Below are 22,952 nucleotides of genomic sequence, written 5' to 3'. Positions count from 1 at the left end.
GCCCCCGAAGCGCCACAGGAAGCGACGCCGTACCGCTCTCGCTGCCGCTCTGACCGCGCTCAGCGCGGCAGGGGCCGCCGCCCTGTGGGCCCCCGGCTCCACCGCCTCCGCCTCCCCGCCCGGCACCAAGGACGTCACCGCGGTGATGTTCGAGTGGAACTTCGCCTCGGTCGCCAAGGAGTGCACCAACACCCTCGGCCCCGCCGGCTACGGCTACGTCCAGGTCTCGCCGCCCGCCGAGCACATCCAGGGCTCGCAGTGGTGGACCTCGTACCAGCCGGTGAGCTACAAGATCGCCGGGCGCCTCGGCGACCGTACGGCCTTCCGGAACATGGTCAACACCTGCCACGCGGCCGGTGTGAAGGTCGTCGTCGACACCGTCATCAACCACATGTCGGCGGGCAGCGGCACCGGCACGGGCGGCTCGTCGTACACCAAGTACAACTACCCGGGCCTGTACTCGGCGCCCGACTTCGACGACTGCACGAGCCAGATCAACAACTACCAGGACCGCTGGAACGTCCAGCACTGCGAACTGGTGGGCCTCGCGGACCTGGACACGGGGGAGTCGTACGTCCGCGGCGCTATCGCCGGCTACATGAACGACCTGCTCTCGCTCGGCGTCGACGGCTTCCGCATCGACGCGGCCAAGCACATGGACGCCGCCGACCTCGCCAACATCAAGTCCCGGCTGAGCAACCCGTCGGTGTACTGGAAGCAGGAGGCCATCTACGGCAGCGGCGAGGCCGTCCAGCCCACCGAGTACACGGGCAACGGCGACGTCCAGGAGTTCCGCTACGCCTACGACCTCAAGCGCGTCTTCAACAACGAGAACCTCGCCTACCTGAAGAACTACGGCGAGGGCTGGGGCTACATGAACAGCTCGGTGGCCGGCGTCTTCGTCGACAACCACGACACCGAACGCAACGGCTCCACCCTGAACTACAAGGATGGCGCCAACTACACGCTGGCCAACGTCTTCATGCTGGCCTGGCCGTACGGCGCTCCGGACATCAACTCCGGCTATGAGTTCACCGACCACGACGCCGGCCCGCCCAACGGCGGCACCGTCAACGCCTGCTGGCAGGACGGCTGGAAGTGCCAGCACAACTGGCCCGAGATCAAGTCCATGGTCGCCTTCCGCAACGCCACCCGCGGTGAGGCCGTCACCAACTGGTGGGACAACGGGGGCGATGCGATCGCGTTCGGGCGGGGCGGCAAGGGGTTCGTGGCCATCAATCACGAGTCGGGTTCGCTGAGCCGTACCTATCAGACGTCGCTGCCTTCGGGGACGTACTGCAACGTCCAGAACAACACGACCGTGACGGTGAACTCCACTGGGCAGTTCACCGCCACCCTCGGCTCCAACACCGCCCTCGCGATCTACGCCGGCAAGTCGAGCTGCTGAGTTGCAAGTCAGCCGAAGCCCTGCCGCTGCACGCGGCAGGGCAGGCGGGAATCACCCACGCTCACGCGGGTGAGGACGTCAACTCTCCCCGCTGAGCGCCCAGCTGAAAGTTCTTGCCGATGGTTTCAAGCCTCTTGCTGTAACGCTTACGGCGGCGATACGTTTCGCGCGGGGTCGGACCCAAGAGAGCCGCAATCGCTAGGAGCCCATCTGTGATACCGAGATGGCCGTCGCCGTCGAGGCGTCGAACCGCCCATATCGGACGGGTCGCTGCGGTCGCCGTGACCGCGCTGGCCGCAGCACTCGTCCAGCCTCTCGCGGCGCGGGCGGAGACTCCGCCCGCGCCCCCGTCCGACGCGAAGCTCGCCGCCGAGCCCACCCGGCACGACGCCACCCGCGAGCAGTTCTACTTCGTCCTGCCGGACCGTTTCGCCAACGGCAGCACCGCCAACGACAAGGGCGGCCTCACCGGTTCCCGCCTCACCACCGGCTACGACCCCACCGACAAGGGCTTCTACCAGGGCGGCGACCTCAAGGGCCTGACCAAGCGCCTCGACTACATCAAGGGCCTCGGGACGACCTCCATCTGGATGGCCCCCATCTTCAAGAACCAGCCCGTGCAGGGAACGGGGAGCGACGCCTCCGCCGCCTACCACGGGTACTGGATCACGGACTTCACCCAGGTCGACCCGCACTTCGGCACCAACAAGGACCTCGAGACCCTCATCTCCAAGGCCCACGCCAAGGGCATGAAGGTCTACTTCGACGTCATCACCAACCACACGGCCGATGTCGTCGACTACGAGGAGAAGTCGTACGGCTATCTCTCCAAGGGTGCCTTCCCGTACCTGACCAAGGACGGCAAGCCCTTCGACGACGCCGACTACGCGGACGGCCAATCCGACTTCCCGGCCGTCGACACCGACTCCTTCCCGCGCACCCCGACCGTCCCCACCGCGAAGAAGAACGCCAAGGTTCCGTCGTGGCTCAACGACCCGACGATGTACCACAACCGCGGCGACTCCACCTTCGCCGGTGAGAGCTCCACGCACGGTGACTTCGGCGGACTCGACGACCTGTGGACCGAGCGTCCCGAGGTCGTCAGCGGCATGGAGAAGATCTACCAGCGCTGGGTGCGGGACTTCGACATCGACGGCTTCCGGATCGACACCGTGAAGCACGTCAACATGGAGTTCTGGACCCAGTGGGCCACGGCCCTCGACTCCTACGCTGCCAAGCGGGGCCGCGACGACTTCTTCATGTTCGGCGAGGTCTACTCCGCCGACACGAACATCACCTCCCCGTACGTCACCGAGGGCCGCCTCGACGCCACCCTCGACTTCCCCTTCCAGGAGGCGGCACGGCAGTACGCCTCCCAGGGCGGCAGCGCGCAGAAGCTCGCGGGTGTCTTCGGCGACGACTACAAGTACACGAGCGACAAGGCCAACGCCTACGAACAGGTCACCTTCCTCGGCAACCACGACATGGGCCGCATCGGGTACTTCCTGAACCAGGACAACCCGAAGGCCACCGAGGCCGAGCTGCTGAAGAAGGACAGGCTCGCCAACGAGCTGATGTTCCTCAGCCGCGGCAACCCGGTCGTCTACTACGGCGACGAGCAGGGCTTCACCGGCGCCGGCGGCGACAAGGACGCCCGCCAGACCCTGTTCGCGTCCAGGACGGCCGACTACCTCGACGACGACCAGATCGGCACCGACCGCACCCACGCGAGTGACGCCTACGACCCGACCGCGCCGCTGTACAAGCAGATCGCGGCTCTCTCCAAGCTCCGCAAGGCCAACCCGGCCCTCGCCGACGGCGTCCAGACCGAGCGTTACGCGGCCGACGGCGCCGGCGTCTACGCCTTCTCCCGGACCGATGCGAGGACCGGCACCGAATACGTCGTCGCCTTCAACAACGCGGGCGAGGCGAAGACGGCGACGTTCGCGACCGGTTCGGCGGGCATGGCGTTCAAGGGGATCTACGGGACCGACGGCTCGGTGAAGAGCGACGGCGACAAGAAGCTCACCGTCACCGTCCCGGCCGGTTCGGCGATCGTCCTCAAGGCGGCCGGCAGGCTCGCCAAGCCCGCCACCGAGCCGACGATCACCTTGAAGGCCCCGGCCGCCGGAGCCACCGGCACGGTCGAGATCGGCGCCGACGTCGACGGGGGGCAGCTCAACCGCGTCGTCTTCGCCGCCCAGGTGGGCAACGGCAAGTGGAAGACGCTCGGCTCCGCCGACCACGCCCCGTACAAGGTCACGCAGGTCGTCGGGGACGACGTACCGGCCGGAACCGCCCTGCGCTACAAGGCGGTCGTCATCGACTCGGCAGGGCGCACGGCCAGCACGACCGCCGCCTCCACCACCGGCACCCCGCCCGCCCCCGAGACCCCCACCGCCTCCTCGCGCGACTACGCGATCGTCCACTACAAGCGCACCGACGGCGACTACGCCGACTGGGGCCTGTACGCCTGGGGCGACCTCGCCGACGGTGAGTCCACCACCTGGCCGGACAGCCACCCCTTCGTCGGCCGGGACGCCTACGGTGCCTTCGCGTACGTCAAGCTGAAGCCCGGCGCCTCGAACGTCGGCTTCCTCGTCATCGACAAGGACGGCAACAAGGACGTCTCCGCCGACCGCACGATCGACGTCGCCAAGACCGGCGAGATCTGGATCGAGCAGGGCAAGGAAGCCGTACAGACCACCCGGCCGGACTATCCGGCGCAGGACAAGTCCAAGGCGGTCATCCACTACCACCGGGCCGACGGCGCCTACGACGGCTGGGGTCTGCACGTCTGGACGGGTGCCGCGAACCCCACCGACTGGTCGAACCCGCTGAAGCCGGTCAAGACTGACAGCTATGGTGCGGTCTTCGAGGTACCGCTCAGCGACGGTGCCACCAGCCTCAGCTACATCATCCACAAGGGCGACGAGAAGGACCTGCCCACCGACCAGTCGCTCGACCTCACCGCCAACGGTCACGAGGTGTGGCTGTTGAGCGGCCAGGAGAAGTACCTGCTCCCGCAGCCGGCCGGCTCCGCGGCGGCCCTCGACCTGACCACCTCCAAGGCGGTCTGGATCGACCGGAACACCCTCGCCTGGAACGGCTCCGACGCGCCCGCCTCCACCCAGCTGCTCTACAGCCGAACCGGCTCGATCACGGTGAAGGACGGCGCGCTGAGCGGCGACGACGAGCGCTGGCTGCGGCTGTCGAAGACCTCCCTCACCGACGCCCAGAAGGCGAAGTTCCCGCACCTGAAGAACTACGCCGCCTGGTCGATCGACCCGCGCGACCGCGACCGGGTCCGCGAGGCCCTGCGCGGCCAGGTCGTCGCCTCCCAGCGTGCCGCCAACGGTGCTGTCCTGGCCGCCACCGGCGTCCAGATCGCCGGCGTACTCGACGATCTCCACCCGGGCGCCACGAAGGCCGATCTCGGGCCGACCTTCGACAAGGGCCGCCCGACGCTGGCCGTCTGGGCGCCCACGGCCCAGTCGGTGAAGCTGGAGATCGGCGACGCCACCGTCGCGATGAAGCGGGACGACTCCACCGGCGTCTGGTCCGTGACCGGCCCCAGGTCGTGGAAGAACAAGTCGTACCGGTACGTCGTGAAGGTGTGGGCGCCCAGCGTCCGCAAGGTCGTCACCAACAAGGTCACCGACCCCTACTCGGTCGCCCTCACCGCGGACTCAGAGCGCAGCCTGGTCGTCGACCTGGGCGACAAGTCCCTGGAGCCGAGCGGCTGGTCCTCGTACACCAAGCCCAAGGCCGTGCCGCTGAACGACGCCCAGATCCAGGAGCTGCACATCCGCGACTTCTCGGTCGAGGACCGGACGGCCAAGCACCCCGGCACCTACCTCGCCTTCACCGACAAGGCGAGTGACGGCTCCAAGCACCTGCGTGAGCTGGCGAAGGCGGGCACGTCGTACGTCCATCTGCTGCCCGCGTTCGACATCGCCACCATCCCCGAACGCCGGGACGACCAGGCGACCACCGACTGCGACCTGGCCTCCTTCCCGGCCGACTCCGACAAGCAGCAGGAGTGCGTGGCGAAGATCGCCGCGAAGGACGCCTACAACTGGGGCTACGACCCGTACCACTACACGGTCCCCGAGGGCTCGTACGCCACCGACCCCGACGGCACCGGGCGCACGGTCGAGTTCCGCAAGATGGTCAAGGCGCTCAACGACGACGGGCTGCGGGTCGTCATGGACGTCGTCTACAACCACACGGCGGCCAGCGGTCAGGCGGACACCTCCGTCCTCGACCGGATCGTCCCCGGCTACTACCAGCGGCTCCTCGCCGACGGCTCGGTCGCGAACAGCACGTGCTGCTCCAACACCGCCACCGAGAACGCCATGATGGGCAAGCTGGTCGTCGACTCGATCGTCACCTGGGCCAAGGAGTACAAGGTCGACGGCTTCCGCTTCGACCTCATGGGCCACCACCCGAAGGCCAACATCCTGGCGGTCCGCAAGGCCCTGGACGAGCTGACCCTCGCCGAGGACGGCGTGGACGGCAAGAAGATCATCCTGTACGGCGAGGGCTGGAACTTCGGTGAGGTCGCCGACGACGCCCGCTTCGTCCAGGCCACGCAGAAGAACATGGCCGGCACCGGCATCGCGACCTTCTCCGACCGGGCGCGGGACGCCGTACGCGGCGGCGGGCCCTTCGACGAGGACCCGGGCGTCCAGGGCTTCGCGTCCGGGCTGTACACCGACCCCAACTCCTCGGCGGGCAACGGCACTTCGGCCGAGCAGAAGGCGCGCCTCCTTCACTACCAGGACCTCATCAAGGTCGGCCTGTCCGGCAACCTGGCGAAGTACCGGTTCACCGACACCGGCGGCAAGGAGGTCACCGGCGCGGAGGTCGACTACAACGGCGCCCCGGCCGGCTACGCGGACGCCCCCGGCGACGCCCTCGCCTACGCCGACGCCCACGACAACGAGTCGCTGTTCGACGCCCTCGCCTTCAAGCTGCCGTCGACGACGAGCGCCTCCGACCGCGCCCGTATGCAGGTCCTCGCCATGGCCACGGCCACCCTCTCGCAGGGCCCGGCGCTCTCCCAGGCCGGCACCGATCTGCTGCGCTCCAAGTCGCTGGACCGCAACTCCTACGACAGCGGCGACTGGTTCAACGCCATCCACTGGGACTGCGCCGACGGCAACGGCTTCGGGCGGGGGCTGCCCATCGCGGCCGACAACGCGTCCAAGTGGCCGTACGCCAAGCCCCTGTTGGGCACGGTGAAGGTCGGCTGCGAGCAGATCGAGGGCACCTCGGCGGCGTACCGGGACCTGCTGAGGATCCGTTCCATGGAGTCGGTGTTCTCTCTCGGCACGGCCGAGCAGGTGCAGTCGAAGCTGTCCTTCCCGCTGTCCGGGAAGGACGAGACGCCCGGCGTGATCACCATGCGGCTCGGCGACCTCGTCGTCGTCTTCAACGCGACGCCCGGGAAGCAGGAGCAGCGGATCGACGCCCTGGCCGGCCAGGGGTATGCGCTGCATCCGGTGCAGGCCTCAGGGGCGGACCCTATCGTCAAGTCCTCGTCCTTCGAAGAGAAAACGGGCACGTTCGCCGTTCCGGGTCGCACTGTCGCCGTCTTCTCACCAACCCTCTGATCACATCGCTAGGTTGAATGGGGCGGACCCGGTCACCGGGCCGCCCCATTCGTGCGGATCGGGGGCAGGCGACGATGGACGGTTGACGATGAACGGTGACGGCAAGAAGTTCGGCACGACCGTGATGGTCGTCGACGATGTCTCGGCCAGCCGCTACGCCATGGGCGCCGTGCTGCGCCGTGCGGGGCACGACGTCGTACCGGTGGCGAGCGCGGGCGAGGCGCTGAGCGAGCTCGACGTGCGGCTGCGCGCGGGCGCACTGCCCGACGTGGCCCTCGTCGACGTCGGGCTGCCGGACATGAACGGCTTCGAGTTGTGCCGGCAGGTCAAGTCCCGGCCGTCCATGGCCCGGCTGCCCGTCGTCCACTTCTCCGCGACGGCCGTGGAGGCGGTGGACCGGTGCCGGGGTCTCGACGCGGGCGCCGACGCCTACCTGACGGTGCCGGCCGAGCCGAGCGAGATCCAGGCCGTCGTACGGGCCGCCGTCCGTGGAGCGCGCCGCAGCGCCGCCGCCGAGACGCTCGCGCACCGGCTGACGCTGCTGTCCGAGGCGATCGTCGCCGTGCAGACCGCGCGCTGCCTGGGGGAACTGGCCGACGCGGCAGCCGCGGGCGCGGCCCGGCTGGCCGACGCGCCCGCCGTGGTGTTCGTCATCGGCCCGGACGGGGAAACGCACTGCGGCACCCCGCCCAGCCGGCTCGCGCTGCCCGACGCCGGCGTGCGGGAGGCGGCGGCCCGGCTGATCACGCGGGTCGCGGAAGGGTGGGGCGGGCGGGCCGGCGTGCACAGCACCGTCGTCCCCGCGTCGCTGTGGCCTGCGGGCTTCTTCCGGCCCGGCATCCAGGAGGACGCCCGCCTGGTACTGGCGCTCACCCAGGAGGGCCGAGCCCAGGTGTGCATCGCCACGCCAGCGCGCCAGACTGCGGTACCTGCAGCGCCCCTAAGGGGCGCGGGGCTGCATCGACATGCGGCTCCGCCGCGGGGCACGACAAGCCACAACGGACGCGCAGACGAGCGACGGCCTATCGCGGCACTCACCGCAGCGGCACTCCCCGCGGAGCGACCCGCGGAGCGCCCCGCCGAGCGACTCGCCCAGGCCACCGCGCTCGCCGCCGAGCCGCTGCTGATGTACCAGGAGGAACGAGACATCGCCCTCACCCTCCAGCGCAGCTTCCTGCCCCAGCCGCACCGGCTGCCCAAGGTGCCGGGCGTCGATCTCGTCGTGCGGTACGTGCCCGCCTCCCGGCAGACCGAGATCGGCGGCGACTTCTACGCCGCCCTGCGCACGGAGGAGGGGGTGCTCACCGCGGTCGGGGACGTCGTCGGGCACTCGCTGGAGGCGGCCACCGTCATGGTCGAGATGCGGCACGCGCTGCGCGCCCACTGCGTCGAGGAGAGCGATCCGCGGGCACTGGCCGAGCGGCTCGACCGGATGCTGCTGCACTACCACCCCGACGTCACCGCCACGGTCTGCCTGGCCCTGGTCGATCCCGGGAGCGGGCGGGTGCGGATCGCCAACGCGGGCCACATCCCGCCGCTGATCGTGCCGCGGGAGGGCGACGCCGAGTACGTCCCGGTGAGCGGTCCGCTGCTGGGGCTCGCCCTCGACCGGCCCGAGCCGACCGAACTGGTCCTGAGCCGGGAGGACCGCCTCCTCATGGTCACCGACGGCCTCATCGAGACCCGCGGCATCGACCTGGCCGTCTCCATGGAGCAACTGCGCACGGCCGCCACCGACGCTCCGGCCGGCCTGGACGCGCTGTGCGACACCCTGCTGGGCTGCTTCGGACGGGAGCGGGACGACGACATCGCGATGCTGGCGCTGCGGTTAGGGTGAGCGCTGCTGACGTAGAACAGGAGTGCCCATGCCGCAGATCACCGTCGACCACTCGAGGACGATCTCTTTCGACCGGGCGGCCTTCGCCCGGGACCTGCACACCGCGACCGTCGAGATCGCGGCGGCCAAGCCGGAGGCCTGCAAGACGCAGTTCCGGGCCGGCGACTTCACGGCCTTCGGCTACGAGGACCCCGAGGAGCAGGACCACGCGGTCGTCCACGTCACGCTCGGCCTGCTCGCCGGCCGCACCGACGAGACGAAGGCGAAGCTGACCGAGGCGGTCCTGGAGCTGCTGCGCAAGCACGTCGAGGACGACGGCGTCGTCCTGCACGCCTCCGCCGAGGTACGTGACCTCGACCCGTCGTACCGCAAGTTCGAACGGTAGACAGCGTCCAAAAGGCCCTGAGTGACCTAGGACGCCAGCGTGATCAGCCGGGCGACCAGGTCCTCGAACGGACCGTCGGCCGGCTCGTCCTTGAGCATGCGGCGCAGCAGTGCGCCCATCTCCTCGTCGTGGGCGGCGCTGACGGCGGCCAGCGCGGCGAAGTCGTGCACGAGTTGGACCTCGAGCTCGGCGCGCGGGATGCGCCGGCCGTCCAGCCAGATCAGTGCCGTCGACTCGGCGAGCGAGATCCAGGAGCGGATGACCAGTTCCAGTCGCGCGGGCGGGCTCTCCACCTTCAGATGCGAAAGGATTTGGACATACGCGGCCTGCCGCACCGAGTCGATGAGCGCGTTCGTGGCCGTCGAGCCGACCGCCGGGCCGCCGCGCATCAGGGCCGAGAATCCGGGGCCGTGCTCGTCGACGAAGTCGAAGAACCGGCGCATCACCCGCAGTAGCCGCGCCCCCAGCGGCCCTTCGGGCGGCTCGACGAACCGGCCCGCCAGGTCCTCCGAGGCGCGCTTCAACGCGGCTTCGTACAGGCTGAGTTTGCCGGGGAAGTAGTGGTAGACCAGCGGCCGCGAGATGCCCGCGGCCGACGCTATCTCGTCGATGGAGACCTCGTCGGGCGAGCGCCGGCTGAACAGTTCGAGGGCGACGCCGATCAACTGCTGCCGTCGCTCCTCGACTCCCAATCTTCGCCGTACCCCGGTAGTCATGCGAACACCTTACCGATCGATTCCGGCCCCGAACGGACCGGACTGATCGCGGGTGTTCACATGTCCAGTACGAGTCGATCACCCCGCGCCCGCGACACACAGATCAGCATGGAGTCGGCGCGCTCCGCGTCCGTCAGCAACTCGTCCCGGTGGTCCACCTCGCCCGCCAGCACCCGCTGTTGGCAGGTCCCGCAGAAGCCCTGCTCGCAGGAGTACAGGGTGCCGGGCAGCTCGGCGCGGACGGCGGCCAGTACGGTCGAGTCGGCGGGCACGGTCAACGTCCGCCCGCTGCGCCGCAGTTCGACCTCGAAGGCATCGCCGCCGGAGGCGCGGGGCGTGAACCGCTCCAGATGGACCGACGGGAACCGCTCCTCCACCGCCGCCATCAGCCCCTCCGGACCACAGCAGTAGACGGCGGCTCCCTCGGGTACCCCGGCGAGGAGTGCGTCGAGATCGGGCCGCCCCTCCACGACGGTCACGCTCCCCCAGGCTCGGCTTCGCTCGCCCGGGGGGACCCCCATGCGGCCGAGCTTCTCGACGTCCTCCAGGAACGGCATCGAGGTGCGAGCGCGACCGCAGTACACCAGCCTCCACTCCGCGTCGTCCGGCAGCGCCCGCAGCATCGGCAGGACGGGCGTGATCCCGATGCCGCCCACGACGAAGACGTACGACTCGGCCCGCACGAGCGGGAAACGGTTCCGTGGCCCGCGCACCTCCAGTTCCATGCCCTCCCGGACCTGCTCGTGCACCTCACGCGAGCCGCCCCGCCCGTCCGGGACCAGCCGGGTCGCCACGGTGTACGACGAGGGGTCCTCGGGGTCGCCGCACAGCGAGTACTGCCGCACCAGCCCCGACGGCAGCACCAGGTCGAGATGCGCTCCGGGCTCCCAGCGCGGCAAGTCACGCCCCTCCAGCCGTAGTTGTACGACGCCCTCGGCGACCTCCTCGCGCGCGGTCACCAGCAGCCGCAGCGCCCGCGACCTCGGCCGCCCGGAGACCGGCTCCTCCAGGGCGGGCATCGGCCACAGCGGCGAGGCCTGGATGCGGCGCCGCATCGCCCGCCGGGCGAGCAGGGCGGCACCGGCGATCACGGCGACGGTCCGGAGCTTCGGCATCAGGCGCCACCCTTCGCGGACTTCTCGGCCGACTCGGCGGCCAGCGCGGCGGGGGAGGAGGCCAGATAGGCGACGGCCTGCTCGGTGGAACCCTCCTGCGAGGGGTGGTACGCACGGCTCAGATACCGGGGGATGGACCTGAGCATGTCCCCGGTCGCGGGAAGCGTGCCGCGCCTGCCGCGGACGTAGAAGTCCTTGAAGGTGGCCCGGCCGTCGACGAGCGTGGGGTCGTTCTCCATGAAGAACCGCGCCCCGCGCTGCCACAGGAAGACGAGGGCCGTGAACGCGGTCGCCCAGGTCCGTACGCGCCGCCGGTAACTCCCGTCGACGTGCATGAACAGCTCGAAGGCGACGGACCGGTGCTCCACCTCCTCGGCGCCGTGCCAGCGCAGCAGGTCCAGCATGGTCGGATCGGCCCCGCGCCGGTCCAACTCGTCGGCGTTCAGCACCCAGTTGCCGAGGAACGCGGTGTAGTGCTCGATCGCCGCGATCAGCGCCACCCGCTCCATCAGCCACCACCGCCGCGCCCGCCCCGGCGGCAGGGTGCGGTCGCCGAGCAGCTTCTCGAAGAGCCAGTCGACCTGGGCGGTGTACGGGGTCGGGTCGAGCCCCTGCTCGCGCAGATGCGGCAGCACCTCGTCATGGGCCTGCGAGTGCATCGCCTCCTGCCCGATGAACCCGATGACGTCCTCGCGCAGCCGCTCGTCCCGGATGTACGGCAGCACCTGCTTGTACACGTGCACGAACCACCGCTCACCGGCAGGCAGGAGCAGATGCAGCACGTTGATGGTGTGCGTGGTGAACGGATCCCCCGGCACCCAGTGCAAGGGGGTGCCGTCCCAGGAGAAGGACACCTTGCGGGCCTTGAGGGGCACCCGGTCGTGCGTATTAGACATGGCGTCAATGTACTGACGGGTAGTCCCGGGGTGAACCCCCGTGCACGACCTTGTTTACGCGAGTGTCAGCAGCGCCGCTCCGGTGGCGGCCGGACTCACTCCAGCCCGCTGATCCGGCGTCCGCTCTCCAGTGTGCCCTTCAGTTCGGCCCGGGCCCCCTGCTCCGCCCGTACGGTCAGCAGGCTGCCCTTGGAGGTGCCGCGGACGCCGCCCGTGGCGTGGATCGACTCGGTGTCGCGGGTGCCCGCCGCCAGGAGGTACCAGTCGCCCGTCCGCGCTCTCCACCGGACCCCGGCCAGCACATGGGGATCCCGCGCCCCGCACGCCGCCACGTTCTGGCCCTTCGCCGCCACCGTCGCCTGCGTCGCACCCGGCGCCCGGAACTGGGCCAGCACCCGCTCGCCGCCGCCCCGCCAGGTCTCGGCACGCGTGCACAGCCACTGCGCCGCACCGGTCCCGTCGGGCAGCGCCTGCTGGGCGAACGCCCAGGCGTTGACCGTACGCACGCCCGCGGACCGCATCGCGCCCAGCCAGCAGGAGTACGGCGCCCAGGTGCGCAGCGCCGCCGGCCCGGCCGCGTCCCTCACCGCACCGGGACGGCCGGTGGTCAGGCGGGCCGGCACCAGCTCCGCGAGGTCGGTCAGCAGCCGGGTGCCGGTGCTGTCGGTCAGCTGCAGGGCGTTCCACGAGGTGCAGGTGCCGGTCTGCTGGGTGACGGGGCTCGCCATCGGGGAGGTGATCCCGTCGGTCACGGTGAGGTCCATCGTCCCGGTACGCGGCTTCAACAGATCCCGCTCGGCCGCCCGCTTCACCCAGGGCGCCAGCAGATAGCGGACGTTGCCGTCGGCCCGGCCCAGCACCACCGCACTCGCCTCCGCCCGGCCCGCGCCGTCGACCCGGGAGAAATCCAGGGCGGCCCCGGCCGTGCCGTCCTTCGGCTCGGCGTAGCGGGCGATGCGCATGCCGTCGTAGAGGATCACCACCCGGGCGTTGTCGACGACCCCCGCGTACAGCAGTTGCGGTGCGCCGGGCGGTCCGCCCGCCGGGGTGCCGGGGGTCGCCGAGACCTGGACCGTCTCGCCGGGGCGGGCCCAGACGGCGAGGGCCCGGCGCAGGAGGGCCGAGTCGTCGGCGAGGTCGCCGCGCGGGGGCCATACCGAGAAGTCGGTGCGGGCGGAGGACTGCCAGGCCAGCGCGGGGACCCTGGTCAGCTGGGCCGGGTCGAGGGCGGCCTCGGCCGCCGGGTTCTGCGCGTACGGGGGCGCGGCGGGACCGTCCGGACCCCAGCCCTCGCCGGGCAGGCCGAGCAGCGCCCCGGACACCAGCAGGGCGGCACCCGCGGCGAGCGCGGCCTTCATGTGCTGCCTGCGCCGCATCAGGTCGGTGGGCCGGGCCTGGAGCGAGCAGGGGTCGAACTCGGGGGAGTCGAGCAGCGCGTACTGCGCGGGGACGGTGTCGGCCTCCTCCAGCGCGTCGTCCACGTAGTCGACACCGGCCGCATCCAGGACCTCGCACACCTCGTGCTCCGTGAGCTTCTCCAGGCCGCGCAGGACGTAGGCCGCCCGCGCCGGGCCGGACAGCGCCGACAGCCGCTGGTCCAGGGCGAGTTCGTCGGCGCCGCCCGACCGGGGGAAGAGGCGCAGGCCCCAGATCTGGGGCAGCAGGGGCGGCAGTTGGGAGCGCTTGGGCCACGCCAGGCGCTTGAGCGGCCGGTCCGCCTCCAGCGCCGTACGCAGGACGCGGAGCCGGAGCAGTGCGTACCCGGGGTCGCCCTCGCGGCCGGTCGACTGGGCCGGGATCACCGGCGCCGCCGCCGCCCGGCCCCGGGGCAGCGCGCGCTGGGTGAGGGAGTGCGCGGTCACGACGCGCCGGTTGCGACCGAGGCTCGGCGGCAGCACGAGGTAGGCGAGCCGGACGAGACGCGGATAGTGCTCGACGAGCGCGGCCTCGGCCCGCTCGACGTCGACGACGGGGTCGTCCGAGGCGGGGACCGGGCGCGGGGCGACATCCTGTGACTGCACGTTCAGCAGAACGAGCGAATCGTCGGTTGGTCACCTTCACCCGGACCGCCCGGGAGCGTTTTCGGGCCGGCTCAGCCCTCGGGTTCCACCAGTGCTCGGGCGTAGTTCGCCATCGAGCGCTGATAGCGCGGCAGATGAGGCGCGAGGGCGCCCAGTACCAGAGCCAGCCCCTGCCGGTCACGCCCCAGGCTCGACAGGCACAGCGCCAGGGTCGCCCGAACCGCGTCGTCCAGTTCGTCGGAGGGGGCGTCAAGTTCGGGCGTCAGCAGCTTGACGCCCTCGTCCGCCTGCCCGATGTTCCTGAGCGAGCTGGACAGCTGGATCTTGGCCCGCCGTCCCTTGTAGCCGGTCAGCCCTCGTGTGAGCGCCTCCCGGTACAGCGGTACCGCCTTGTCGGAGTGTCCCGTCGAGTCCCAGGCGCAGGCCTGCTCGAAGGGGCCCAGGGGGCTGTCGTCGGGGAGTTCGGCGACGAGCGCGTCGATCACGGCGCGGAAGTCGGCCGCCTGCCCCTCGGCGTAGTCGTCGAAGGTCGCCCATGCGGCGGCCACGCGGTCTTCCCAGTCCTGGTTCACCGGGCCACTCTCGCACGGGTGGGCGAACGCGGGAGCGGTATTTTGAGCGCTCCGCGCGCGGGAGCCGTATCCACGGGGAGGCCCCTGCAGGGAGGAAGACATGAAGGTGACCCGACCGATGCTCGCGGCGGCCGGTGCCGCGGCGGTGTTCGCGCTGGCAGGATGCGGATCCGGTGGCGACGAGAAGGCCGCCGTGCCCGAGACCGCCACCGGCAGCCTGGAGCACCTGGCCGCCGAGGTGAAGTGCAAGCCGAACATGCAGACCGACGCCGACGAAATCCGGCAGGCCCTCTGCAAGAACACCGACGGCAAGTTCGTCCTCGCGACCTTCGCCACCGACCGCGGCCAGGCCGAGTGGCTGAGCGGGGCGAAGGACTACGGCGGCTACTACCTCGTCGGCCGCAAGTGGGTCGCCGTCGGCCAGGAGAAGACGGTCACCGCACTGCAGAGCACGCTCGGCGGGACCATGGAGGAAGGGTCCGCCCATATGAATCCCGGTGGCAGCCACAACAACAGCGGCAGCCACCACGGCTGACTTGGTCGTCTTTCAATTCGTCGAGGCAAGCGAAAGCCGGCGGTGGGAAATCCCACCGCCGGCTTTCTGCTGTTCCTACCGGATGAGGACTACTGGCAGTCCTGCCCGCTGTTGATGCACTGGACCATCTCGTTCATCGTGTTCTCGTCGAAGAAGTTGATGAAGTCGTTGTGGTCGGTGATCGCCTTGTGCAGCTGGTCCGGGAAGGAGTCCACTGCGAAGGCGTTCTGGACCTGTCCGTTCTGGATCTGCGGGGCCGGAACGTCATAGACCAGGCGGACCTGGAGCTGGGGGATCGCCTGGAAGCCGTTGGCGCAGGTGCCGTCGGCCTGGACGAACGCCACGTGAGTACGGTGGTTGGCGCTGTCGATGTTCTGACCGTCCCAGCAGCTCTGGAAGTTGGACGTCCGCACCACGGAGCTGCCCTCGGGGCAGATCGGGAGCTTGTCGTGCAGCTGGACCTGGTCCTCGAAGCCGGTGCAGCTCCAGTTGGCGTTGGCGTTGGCGTTGCCGTTCACGAAGGACTTGGCGTCACCGGTGATGATGCGCAGGGCCTGCGGCATCGCGACGACATCGCTCGTCCTGTTGCCGACGAACTTCAGCTGTGCCTCGCTGGGCTCGACGATCGTGCCGACGTTGCCGTCCTGACCGCCGCCGGGGGCGTTGGCGTCGATGTCGTTCTGACCGTCCTGGATACGCAGCACAGGCCAGAAGTACGACGACCTGTCACCCTGGTTCTGGCAGGTGGTGTCGCCGTTCGCCAGGTCCTGGTCGCTCGCGAAAGCGTTGTTGGCCTGGTTGCCGACGTAGTCGTGCTGGTGCTGCGCACCGTTGCTGACACCGGGAGCGACGATCACGTTGTCCGAGTTGCGGTTCTCGTTCTGGTTGGTACCGCAATTCGTGGTGAAGCTACCGGTCGAACCGCTGTCCCCGTTCGCGGGGAGGCCGTTCGCGCCGACGCCCAGCTGGGCGCTGCCCTGGACCTGCGTGATGTCCACGAAGTCGTCCGCGTTCGGACCGTTGCCGGCCTGACCGCCGTTGCCGCCCTGGTCCTGTCCGCCGCCGTCCTGGCCGCCCTGGTCCTGACCGTCCTGGTTCTGGTCCTGACCGTCGTTGTTCTGGTCCTGACCGTCCTGGTTCTGGTCGCCGTCCTGCTGGCCGTCGTTGGTCTGCGGCTGCTCGGCCGGGACGCCCTGGCACTGGGCGAGCTGGTCCAGGTTCTGCGGGCGCTGGCCGCCGGCCCGGTTGATGTTGATGCCGATCCGGTCGAGCGTGGCCACGCGCTTGGACTTCAGCGGGCCGAGGATGGCGTTGTTGACGTAGTTGGCGTCACCGGCCTGGGCCTGTCGCGTCTCGGCGAGACGCTTGTAGGCGTCCGTGACCTGCCTGTCCAACAGCGCCAGCTCCTTGGCGACACCCTTGCGCGCGCTCCTCGGCACCTTCGTCAGCTTCTGGCCGACATCCGGGCAGTTGATCGTCGCGATCTGGGCGTTCGTGGACTTCGTCTGGTTCCACCCAGAGTTGTTGTCCTCATGTGCCGAGGCATAGAAGTTGGCCCATACAAGCCCGCCCCCACCGAGCGCTAGGGCCGCCGTCCCGGCTATGGCCTTGGTGGCCAGCGGCATCCGGCGTTTTCTTGTGTTGCGTCCCATGGAACTCCTCTGACTTCCTTTTTCGGGGGCATCGAGGCGCCCGACAGGAGTGAAGCGGCTCCCTCTCATACGGAGGGCGTCCCAGGGGTGTTCAGCCGTCTCGGAAATTGTTGAGAGATTCGTGAGAACGCTGTGTTCTCAACAGGCCCTGAAACACCAGGAGTTGTTGATCCCGTACGGCGGGTGAATGGGCGGTCCGGTTTTACCGGCCATGGTCGAGATAGGCGAGAACCGCCAGCACGCGACGGTTGTCGTCCTCCGACACCTCCAGGCCCAGTTTGGCGAAGATATTGGCGGTGTGCTTGGCGATCGCCCGTTCCGTGACGACGAGCCGGTCGGCGATCGCCGCGTTCGTCCGCCCCTGCGCCATCAGCTCCAGCACCTCCGTCTCGCGGGGCGTGAGCCGGGCGAGCGGCTGGTCGTCCGCCGCCCGCCGGGTCAGCAGCTGCTGGATCACCTGCGGGTCCATCGCCGTCCCGCCCGCCGCTACGCGTCGTACGGCGTCCACGAACTGGTCCGCGTCGAACACCCGGTCCTTCAGCAGATAGCCGACCCCGCCACTGCCGTCGGCCAGCAACTCCCGCGCGTACAACTGCTCCACGTGCTGGGACAGCACCAGCACCGGCAGCCCCGGCTTCCTCCGGCGGGCCTCCAGGGCGCACTGCAGGCCCTCGTCGGTGTGGGTCGGCGGCAGGCGTACGTCCACCACGGCGACGTCCGGCTCCAGCTCGGCCAGTGCGCGAGAGAGTTCGGGGCCGGTCTCCACCGCCGCCGCGATCTCGAAGTCGTAGGCCTGAAGGAGCCGGACGAGACCGTCGCGCAGCAGGAACAGGTCTTCGGCTAGGACAACGCGCAAGGAATCTCCATGGTGACCATGGTGGGGCCGCCCGCGGGAGAGCTGACGGCCAGGACGCCGTCGAATGTACCCAGTCGCCGCTCGACCCCGGCCAGGCCCGAACCGGCCCCGATCACCGCGCCGCCCTTGCCGTTGTCGGTGACGGTGATGCGCAGCATGTCGTTCGTGTGGTGCAGGTCGATCCAGATCCGGTCGGCGCCCGAGTGCTTCACGGCGTTGGTGAGCACCTCGCTGACCGCGAAGTACGCCGCCGACTCCACGGGCGCCTCCGCACGCCCGGGCAGCTCCACGTTCACCTCGGTCGTGATCGGCATCCGCAGCGCCAACGCCCTTACGGCGTCGCCCAGTCCGCGCTCGGCGAGCACCGGCGGATGGATGCCGCGCACCAGGTCGCGCAGCTCGGCGAGCGCGTCGGCGGAGGACTTGCGGGCCTGCGTGACGAGTTGCTTCGCCTGCTCCGGGTCCTTGTCGAGCAGCATCTCGATGGTGCCCAGGTCCATGCCCATCGCCACCAGCCGCGCCTGTGCCCCGTCGTGCAGATCGCGTTCGATACGGCGCAGCTCTGCGGCGGAGGTGTCGACGGCGTCCCGCCGGGTCTCGGTCAACACCCTCACCCGCTCGGCCAGTTGGCCCTGGTCGGAGCCGAGGACCGCCCGGGTGAGCCGGAAGTGGGTCTGGAGCAGGCGCGGGGTGTAGAAGTGGGCGAGGAAGAGCAGCACGAGGGCCAGGAGGCCGGCGCCCAGCGCGGACGCCTGGCCGGTGACCGGCACGAAGCCGTACCAGTACGTGCCGCCGGCGGAGTCCGCGAAGACCCGCCATAACCCGGCCGCGATCGCGAACCCCTCCAGCGGATAGAAGAGCAGCACGGCCGGCAGCAGCGCGGTGAGGAACCCCGCCGTCATGTCGACGGGCAGCCACAGCAGGTCCCGCCAGGTCGCCGGGTCGCGCAGCATCCCGAAGGTGCGGGTCCACGGGTTGGCGTCCTTCGGCAACGGCCGGTACGCCGACGGGATCCGCACCCCGCCCCACTCGGCCGCGAGGACGCGCCGCCAGTTCGCGAACGTCCGCACGCCGGTCAGCACATACGGCGTCGTGACGATGCCGACGCCGATCGGAACGAGCGCGAGGGACACAAGGGAGAGGACGAAGCAGAGGACGGCCCCCGGCAGCGACACCAGCGCCAACGCCAGCCCCCGTACCGCGGCGAGCCCCATCCCCCGTGCCCTCGAACTGCCGCTGCTCTTCTTGTCGTTGGTCATGCCGTCAGTTTCGCCGAGGCCGCGGCGGCGGTCACGGGGCCGAGGCCCCGGATCAGGAGGTGGTGCCAGGTACACCCTGCCCGGCCGCCGCGAGTACCTTCGCCTCCACCTCGGGGTCGAGGCCCTTGGCGGTCCGGTCCGGTCGCATGGGTGCCGTACCGCCGATGTCCTGGAGCCACCGCCAGGTGTCGGCGACGGTCTCCTCGACGGGCCGGCAGCGCAGCCCGGTCGCGACGGCCCTGGAGACGTCCGCGGCGTGCAGGGCGTCGTGCATGTCGCTGCCCGGCGGCACCCACACCGGCAGCTGCGTCCAGGGCTCGATGCCCGCGTCCAGGATCACCTCGGGTTCGGTCCAGCGCAGGTCGGCGGTTCCGCCGACGGTGGCCACGCAGGCGTCCAGCAACTCGCCCATGGTGGCGTGCCCTTGCGGACTCATCAGGTTGTACGGCCCGCTGAGCTCCTGCTCCACCGCGCCCAGGATCCACTCCGCGAGGTCACGGATGTCGACGTACTGGAGGGGGAGGTCCCGCGGGCCCGGCGCCAGCACCGGCCCGCCGCGCGCGATCCGGGTCAGCCACCAGGGCAGCCGGCCCACGTTCTCGTAAGGGCCGAGGAGCAGCCCCGCCCGCACGAGCACCGAGTGCTCCGCCCCGAACTCCTCGACCACGGCCAGCTCGCCGCCCCGCTTGTCGCGCAGGTAGTCGGTGTGCTCCGCACCGGACTCGGCGCCCTCGACCAGCGGCGCGTCCTCGGCGTACCCGGCGGGCGGCGCCCATGCGTACACCGAGCAGCTCGACACGTACACATACCGCGCGGCGCGGCCCCGCAGCAGCCGCGCCGCGTCCCGCACCGCGCGGGGCGCCGCCGACCAGGTGTCGACGACGGCGTCCCACTCGCCGGTGTCCTCGGCGAGCGCGGCCAGCCCGTCGGACGCGGTGCGGTCACCCTGCAGCAACCGCACCCCGGCCGGGGGCTCGTGCCGCCCCCGGTTGAAGACGGTCACGTCCCAGCCGCGCCCGAGCGCCGCCTCCACGACGGCCCGTCCCGCGAACTCCGTACCACCCAGCACCAGAAGTCTCATGCCGCCGACTCTGCCCGGTGCGGGCGCGGGACGGAACAGGACTCTGCCGTCAGCAGAGCCTCGGGGGAGCGGCCGGGGAGGTCAGCGCCCGGCCGGCGGGGCGTACTTGTACCCCACCCGCCGCACGGTCCGGATGGTGTCCCGGTGCTCGGCGCCCAGCTTGCGGCGCAGCCGGGCGATGTGGACGTCGACGGTACGGCCGTCGCCCACATGCCCGTACCCCCACACCGTGGTGACCAGCTGGTCGCGCGTGTGCACCCGGTGGGGGTTGGCCACCAGATGGGCGAGCAGCTCGAACTCCAGGTAGGTGAGGTCGAGTTCCCGCCCGTCGACCGCCGCGCTGCGGCGCACGGTGTCGACGGTGACGAGCGGGTCGCCGGCGGTGTCACGGACCGGGCTCGCGACCGGTGCGACCGGCGGCTGCTGGTCGGCCGGGACGAGCACGAGGTAGCCGATCATCGGCGGCTGTCCCGGCAGCGTGGGCAGGGAGTGCTGGGGAGCGGGCAGCCAGGTGGCACCCGGCGGCAGGAGGTCCGCGATCTCGATCACCTCGTCCCGGTCCACGGCACGCAGATGATGCCGTGAACCGTTCGGGGCGGGGGAGTTGAGCGTGGCGGCGGAGGACAGAGAACGAGTGGTCGCCATGAGAGGTCAGCTCTTTTCGCGCGAGAGGTCCGTGGGAAGACGTACGTCGTTTCGCGCTGGCCGAAGGCCGAGAGGGTACGGCTTTACAGGGCCCGCGCGTTCACCGCGCGGCAACACACCCGGTCGAAGTCGTGGTGCTGACGGGAAGGCCAGAAGGGCTCGAGGTCATGGCGACCTGTCGCGGAGTGCTTCTGGAAGCTGGCCATGCCTCCATTGAAGCAGACGGCCTCGCTGGACGGGACCCTTCCTCTCATCCTTCCAGCCGTTTCTCCCAGGTCAACGGCGTGACGTTGATCGCTTTGCCGGGGGAACCGTCCCACTCCGTGGACAGCCCGGCGGCGGCGAGCACGGCGACGACCTCGCGCCCGACGGCAGTGGTGGTCTCCTCGGAGCCGTCGAACCCGCCGTAGTAGAGGCTGAGACCGTACCCGTCGGTGGCATGCTCCGTGCCCTGCTGGTGGAAGAAGACGAACCCCCGCGCGTCCTCCCGTTCCGCCCCTATCTCCGCCATGCCGCAGCCTCGGCAGCAGGTGAAGTTCTCCCGGGCGGTGATGCCGGAGGCTTCCAGCGCATCGAAGGCGCTGGTGAGCCGCTCCGGATCGGTGACGCCCTCCCACGTCTCCTGCACGGCGAGCCTCTCCAGCCACAGCCGGTCCACGAGCTGCCACGCCTGGGCCTTGGACACCGGTCGCTCGCCCCCCTCGACGAGGTGGTCCTCGGCGATGTCGGCGAGCTCCCTGCGGCTGTCGTACCCGCAGCGCAGCCGCACCCTGACGCGTTCTTCGACCTTCTCCCGTATGTCGTCCGGCAGGTCGGGCACTTCGTCCTCGGGGCCCAGGTCGATCGGCTCCCAGGACACGCCCACATCCCAGCCCGGGTCCTGCCGTGCCCAGCCGCTCATGAGCGCCGCCACCTGTCCGGCGTCGGCGAGATTCGCGCCGTAGAACCCGTCCTCGCCCAGCCGGTGCTCCAGCCGGTGGTCCCCGCCCTCCTCGTGCCACACCTGCGCGAACACATCGGGCAGGTCCGGTATCCGCTGGGCCACCAGCCAGCGGTCACCGGGCTCCCCGAGCCGCAGCACCAGTTCGCGCAACTGCTCCTCGGGCATCCGCACATACGTCTCGCCGTACTCCGTCTCGACCTTGACGGCGAGACGGCCCCCGTTGATCTCCATGCCCCCACGATGGCACGCCCCACTGACAACGCCGTCACCGCACGGCGAAGGGGGCGCCCACCGGACCGGTGGACGCCCCCTTCGAGGAGCCATGGGCGGATCAGACCTGGCCGGCCTTCTCCAGCGCGGAGCAGCAGGTGTCGACGATCAGGCGGGTCACCACGTACGGGTCGACGTTGGCGTTCGGACGGCGGTCCTCGATGTAGCCCTTGCCGTCCTTCTCGACCTGCCACGGGATACGGACCGAGGCGCCACGGTTGGAGACGCCGTAGGAGTACTCGTTCCACGGGGCGGTCTCGTGCAGACCGGTCAGGCGGTCGTCGATGCCGGCGCCGTAGTTCTTGACGTGGTCGAGCGGCTTGGAGCCCTCACCGAGCGACTCGCACGCGGTGATGATGGCGTCGTAGCCCTCGCGCATCGCCTTGGTGGAGAAGTTGGTGTGCGCACCGGCGCCGTTCCAGTCGCCCTTCACCGGCTTCGGGTCCAGCGTCGCGGCCACGCCGAAGTCCTCGGCGGTGCGGTAGAGCAGCCAGCGGGCGATCCACAGCTGGTCGGAGACCTCGAGCGGGGACAGCGGGCCGACCTGGAACTCCCACTGGCCGGGCATGACCTCGGCGTTGATGCCGGAGAGGCCGAGACCGGCCTCCAGGCAGTTGTCCAGGTGCGCCTCGACGACCTCACGGCCGAAGATCTCGTCGGCGCCGACACCGCAGTAGTAGCCGCCCTGCGGGGCCGGGAAGCCGCCCTTGGGGAAGCCGAGCGGGTAGCCGTCCTGGAAGAAGGTGTACTCCTGCTCGATGCCGAAGATCGGCTCCTGGGCGGCGAACTTCTCCGCCACCTCGACGAGCGCGGCACGCGTGTTGGTGGCGTGCGGGGTGAGGTCGATGTTGAGGACCTCACACAGCACGAGCACGTCGTCGCCGCCGCGGATCGGGTCCGGGCAGGTGAAGACCGGCTTGAGCACGCAGTCCGAGGCGTGACCCTCGGCCTGGTTGGTGGAGGACCCGTCGAAGCCCCAGATCGGCAGCGCGTCCAGACCGGCGGGCTCACCCGCGATGATCTTCGTCTTGGAACGCAGCTTGGCCGTCGGCTCGGTGCCGTCGATCCAGATGTACTCAGCCTTGAAGGTCACGGGCCACATCCTTCGGGGGTGGGTCTAGGCGCACTTGCGGGTGCTGCGGC

17 protein-coding genes are annotated in these 22,952 nt (G+C 70.3%); 5 read left to right on the top strand and 12 right to left on the bottom strand.

Annotated elements, in window-relative coordinates; all coding sequences use genetic code 11:
• Positions 1–49: 49 nt before the first annotated feature.
• From IF78_RS0133630 to IF78_RS0133615, 4 genes are all read left to right on the top strand, one after another.
• Positions 50–1,408: an alpha-amylase gene (locus tag IF78_RS0133630; protein WP_031476621.1), complete on the top strand. Its 1,359-nt coding sequence runs from the start codon at positions 50–52 to the stop codon at positions 1,406–1,408.
• Between the two features lie 212 nt (positions 1,409–1,620).
• Positions 1,621–7,026: a pullulanase-type alpha-1,6-glucosidase gene (gene pulA, locus IF78_RS0133625; RefSeq protein ID WP_031498586.1), complete on the top strand. Its 5,406-nt coding sequence runs from the start codon at positions 1,621–1,623 to the stop codon at positions 7,024–7,026.
• 88 nt (positions 7,027–7,114) lie between these two features.
• Positions 7,115–8,863, top strand: coding sequence for a fused response regulator/phosphatase (locus IF78_RS0133620; protein WP_031487400.1), 1,749 nt, complete (start codon positions 7,115–7,117; stop codon positions 8,861–8,863).
• A gap of 28 nt (positions 8,864–8,891) precedes the next feature.
• Positions 8,892–9,248, top strand: a complete 357-nt coding sequence (locus IF78_RS0133615) for a 5-carboxymethyl-2-hydroxymuconate Delta-isomerase (RefSeq protein WP_031487399.1) — start codon at positions 8,892–8,894, stop codon at positions 9,246–9,248.
• Positions 9,249–9,274: 26 nt separating this feature from the next.
• On the opposite strand, the gene IF78_RS0133610 is transcribed toward IF78_RS0133615, so the two are convergent.
• The 5 genes from IF78_RS0133610 to IF78_RS0133590 form a co-directional block, all read right to left on the bottom strand.
• The gene (locus tag IF78_RS0133610; RefSeq protein WP_031487398.1) at positions 9,275–9,964 is read right to left on the bottom strand and encodes a TetR/AcrR family transcriptional regulator; all 690 of its coding nucleotides are present in this window, start codon (positions 9,962–9,964) and stop codon (positions 9,275–9,277) included.
• Between the two features lie 56 nt (positions 9,965–10,020).
• A complete protein-coding gene (locus IF78_RS0133605; RefSeq protein WP_031487397.1) occupies positions 10,021–11,079 on the bottom strand; it encodes a PDR/VanB family oxidoreductase in 1,059 nt (352 codons plus the stop codon).
• Complete coding sequence (locus tag IF78_RS0133600; protein WP_031487396.1) at positions 11,079–11,975, bottom strand: metal-dependent hydrolase; 897 nt, start codon at positions 11,973–11,975, stop codon at positions 11,079–11,081. The genes IF78_RS0133605 and IF78_RS0133600 overlap by 1 nt, the downstream gene beginning before the upstream one ends.
• 95 nt (positions 11,976–12,070) lie before the next feature.
• Entirely contained in the window at positions 12,071–13,996 is a 1,926-nt protein-coding gene (locus IF78_RS0133595) for a hypothetical protein (RefSeq protein WP_031487395.1), read from the bottom strand.
• A 71-nt stretch (positions 13,997–14,067) separates the two neighbouring features.
• Positions 14,068–14,568: a tetratricopeptide repeat protein gene (locus tag IF78_RS0133590; RefSeq protein ID WP_031487394.1), complete on the bottom strand. Its 501-nt coding sequence runs from the start codon at positions 14,566–14,568 to the stop codon at positions 14,068–14,070.
• A gap of 100 nt (positions 14,569–14,668) precedes the next feature.
• Between IF78_RS0133590 and IF78_RS0133585 the strand changes: the two genes are divergently transcribed.
• On the top strand, positions 14,669–15,103 hold the full coding sequence (locus IF78_RS0133585; protein WP_031487393.1) for a hypothetical protein: 435 nt from the start codon (positions 14,669–14,671) through the stop codon (positions 15,101–15,103).
• An 89-nt stretch (positions 15,104–15,192) separates the two neighbouring features.
• On the opposite strand, the gene IF78_RS0133580 is transcribed toward IF78_RS0133585, so the two are convergent.
• From IF78_RS0133580 to glnII, 7 genes are all read right to left on the bottom strand, one after another.
• Positions 15,193–16,755 (bottom strand): DUF1996 domain-containing protein, encoded by a 1,563-nt coding sequence (locus IF78_RS0133580; RefSeq protein WP_031487392.1) that lies wholly within the window; start codon positions 16,753–16,755, stop codon positions 15,193–15,195.
• Between the two features lie 202 nt (positions 16,756–16,957).
• Entirely contained in the window at positions 16,958–17,611 is a 654-nt protein-coding gene (locus IF78_RS0133575; protein ID WP_031487391.1) for a LuxR C-terminal-related transcriptional regulator, read from the bottom strand.
• Complete coding sequence (locus IF78_RS0133570) at positions 17,596–18,870, bottom strand: sensor histidine kinase (RefSeq protein ID WP_031487390.1); 1,275 nt, start codon at positions 18,868–18,870, stop codon at positions 17,596–17,598. The genes IF78_RS0133575 and IF78_RS0133570 overlap by 16 nt, the downstream gene beginning before the upstream one ends.
• A gap of 52 nt (positions 18,871–18,922) precedes the next feature.
• Positions 18,923–19,951 (bottom strand): SDR family oxidoreductase, encoded by a 1,029-nt coding sequence (locus IF78_RS0133565; RefSeq protein WP_031487389.1) that lies wholly within the window; start codon positions 19,949–19,951, stop codon positions 18,923–18,925.
• Positions 19,952–20,032: 81 nt separating this feature from the next.
• Positions 20,033–20,596 carry a winged helix-turn-helix domain-containing protein gene (locus IF78_RS0133560; RefSeq protein WP_031487388.1) on the bottom strand — a complete coding sequence of 188 codons (564 nt, stop codon included), beginning with the start codon at positions 20,594–20,596 and terminating at the stop codon, positions 20,033–20,035.
• Positions 20,597–20,846: 250 nt separating this feature from the next.
• On the bottom strand, positions 20,847–21,770 hold the full coding sequence (locus IF78_RS0133550) for a DUF6891 domain-containing protein (RefSeq protein WP_031487387.1): 924 nt from the start codon (positions 21,768–21,770) through the stop codon (positions 20,847–20,849).
• Between the two features lie 100 nt (positions 21,771–21,870).
• Entirely contained in the window at positions 21,871–22,902 is a 1,032-nt protein-coding gene (gene glnII / locus IF78_RS0133545) for a glutamine synthetase (protein WP_031487386.1), read from the bottom strand.
• Positions 22,903–22,952 lie beyond the last annotated feature (50 nt).

The sequence above is a fragment of the Streptomyces bicolor genome, from assembly GCF_000719285.1.
Taxonomy (GTDB): Bacteria; Actinomycetota; Actinomycetes; order Streptomycetales; family Streptomycetaceae; genus Streptomyces; species Streptomyces bicolor.
Note: the sequence above shows the minus strand (reverse complement) of the source record. Positions and strands in the feature narration are given on the sequence as shown.

Excerpts from the sequence above, each read along its gene's own strand:
- IF78_RS0133620 (WP_031487400.1), top strand. The coding sequence starts at position 7,115 with ATGAACGGTGACGGCAAGAAGTTCGGCACGACCGTGATGGTCGTCGAC.
- IF78_RS0133615 (WP_031487399.1), top strand. The coding sequence starts at position 8,892 with ATGCCGCAGATCACCGTCGACCACTCGAGGACGATCTCTTTCGACCGG.
- IF78_RS0133610 (WP_031487398.1), bottom strand. The coding sequence starts at position 9,964 with ATGACTACCGGGGTACGGCGAAGATTGGGAGTCGAGGAGCGACGGCAG.
- IF78_RS0133605 (WP_031487397.1), bottom strand. The coding sequence starts at position 11,079 with ATGCCGAAGCTCCGGACCGTCGCCGTGATCGCCGGTGCCGCCCTGCTC.
- IF78_RS0133600 (WP_031487396.1), bottom strand. The coding sequence starts at position 11,975 with ATGTCTAATACGCACGACCGGGTGCCCCTCAAGGCCCGCAAGGTGTCC.
- IF78_RS0133585 (WP_031487393.1), top strand. The coding sequence starts at position 14,669 with ATGAAGGTGACCCGACCGATGCTCGCGGCGGCCGGTGCCGCGGCGGTG.
- IF78_RS0133580 (WP_031487392.1), bottom strand. The coding sequence starts at position 16,755 with ATGGGACGCAACACAAGAAAACGCCGGATGCCGCTGGCCACCAAGGCC.
- IF78_RS0133570 (WP_031487390.1), bottom strand. The coding sequence starts at position 18,870 with ATGACCAACGACAAGAAGAGCAGCGGCAGTTCGAGGGCACGGGGGATG.
- IF78_RS0133565 (WP_031487389.1), bottom strand. The coding sequence starts at position 19,951 with ATGAGACTTCTGGTGCTGGGTGGTACGGAGTTCGCGGGACGGGCCGTC.
- IF78_RS0133560 (WP_031487388.1), bottom strand. The coding sequence starts at position 20,596 with ATGGCGACCACTCGTTCTCTGTCCTCCGCCGCCACGCTCAACTCCCCC.
- IF78_RS0133550 (WP_031487387.1), bottom strand. The coding sequence starts at position 21,770 with ATGGAGATCAACGGGGGCCGTCTCGCCGTCAAGGTCGAGACGGAGTAC.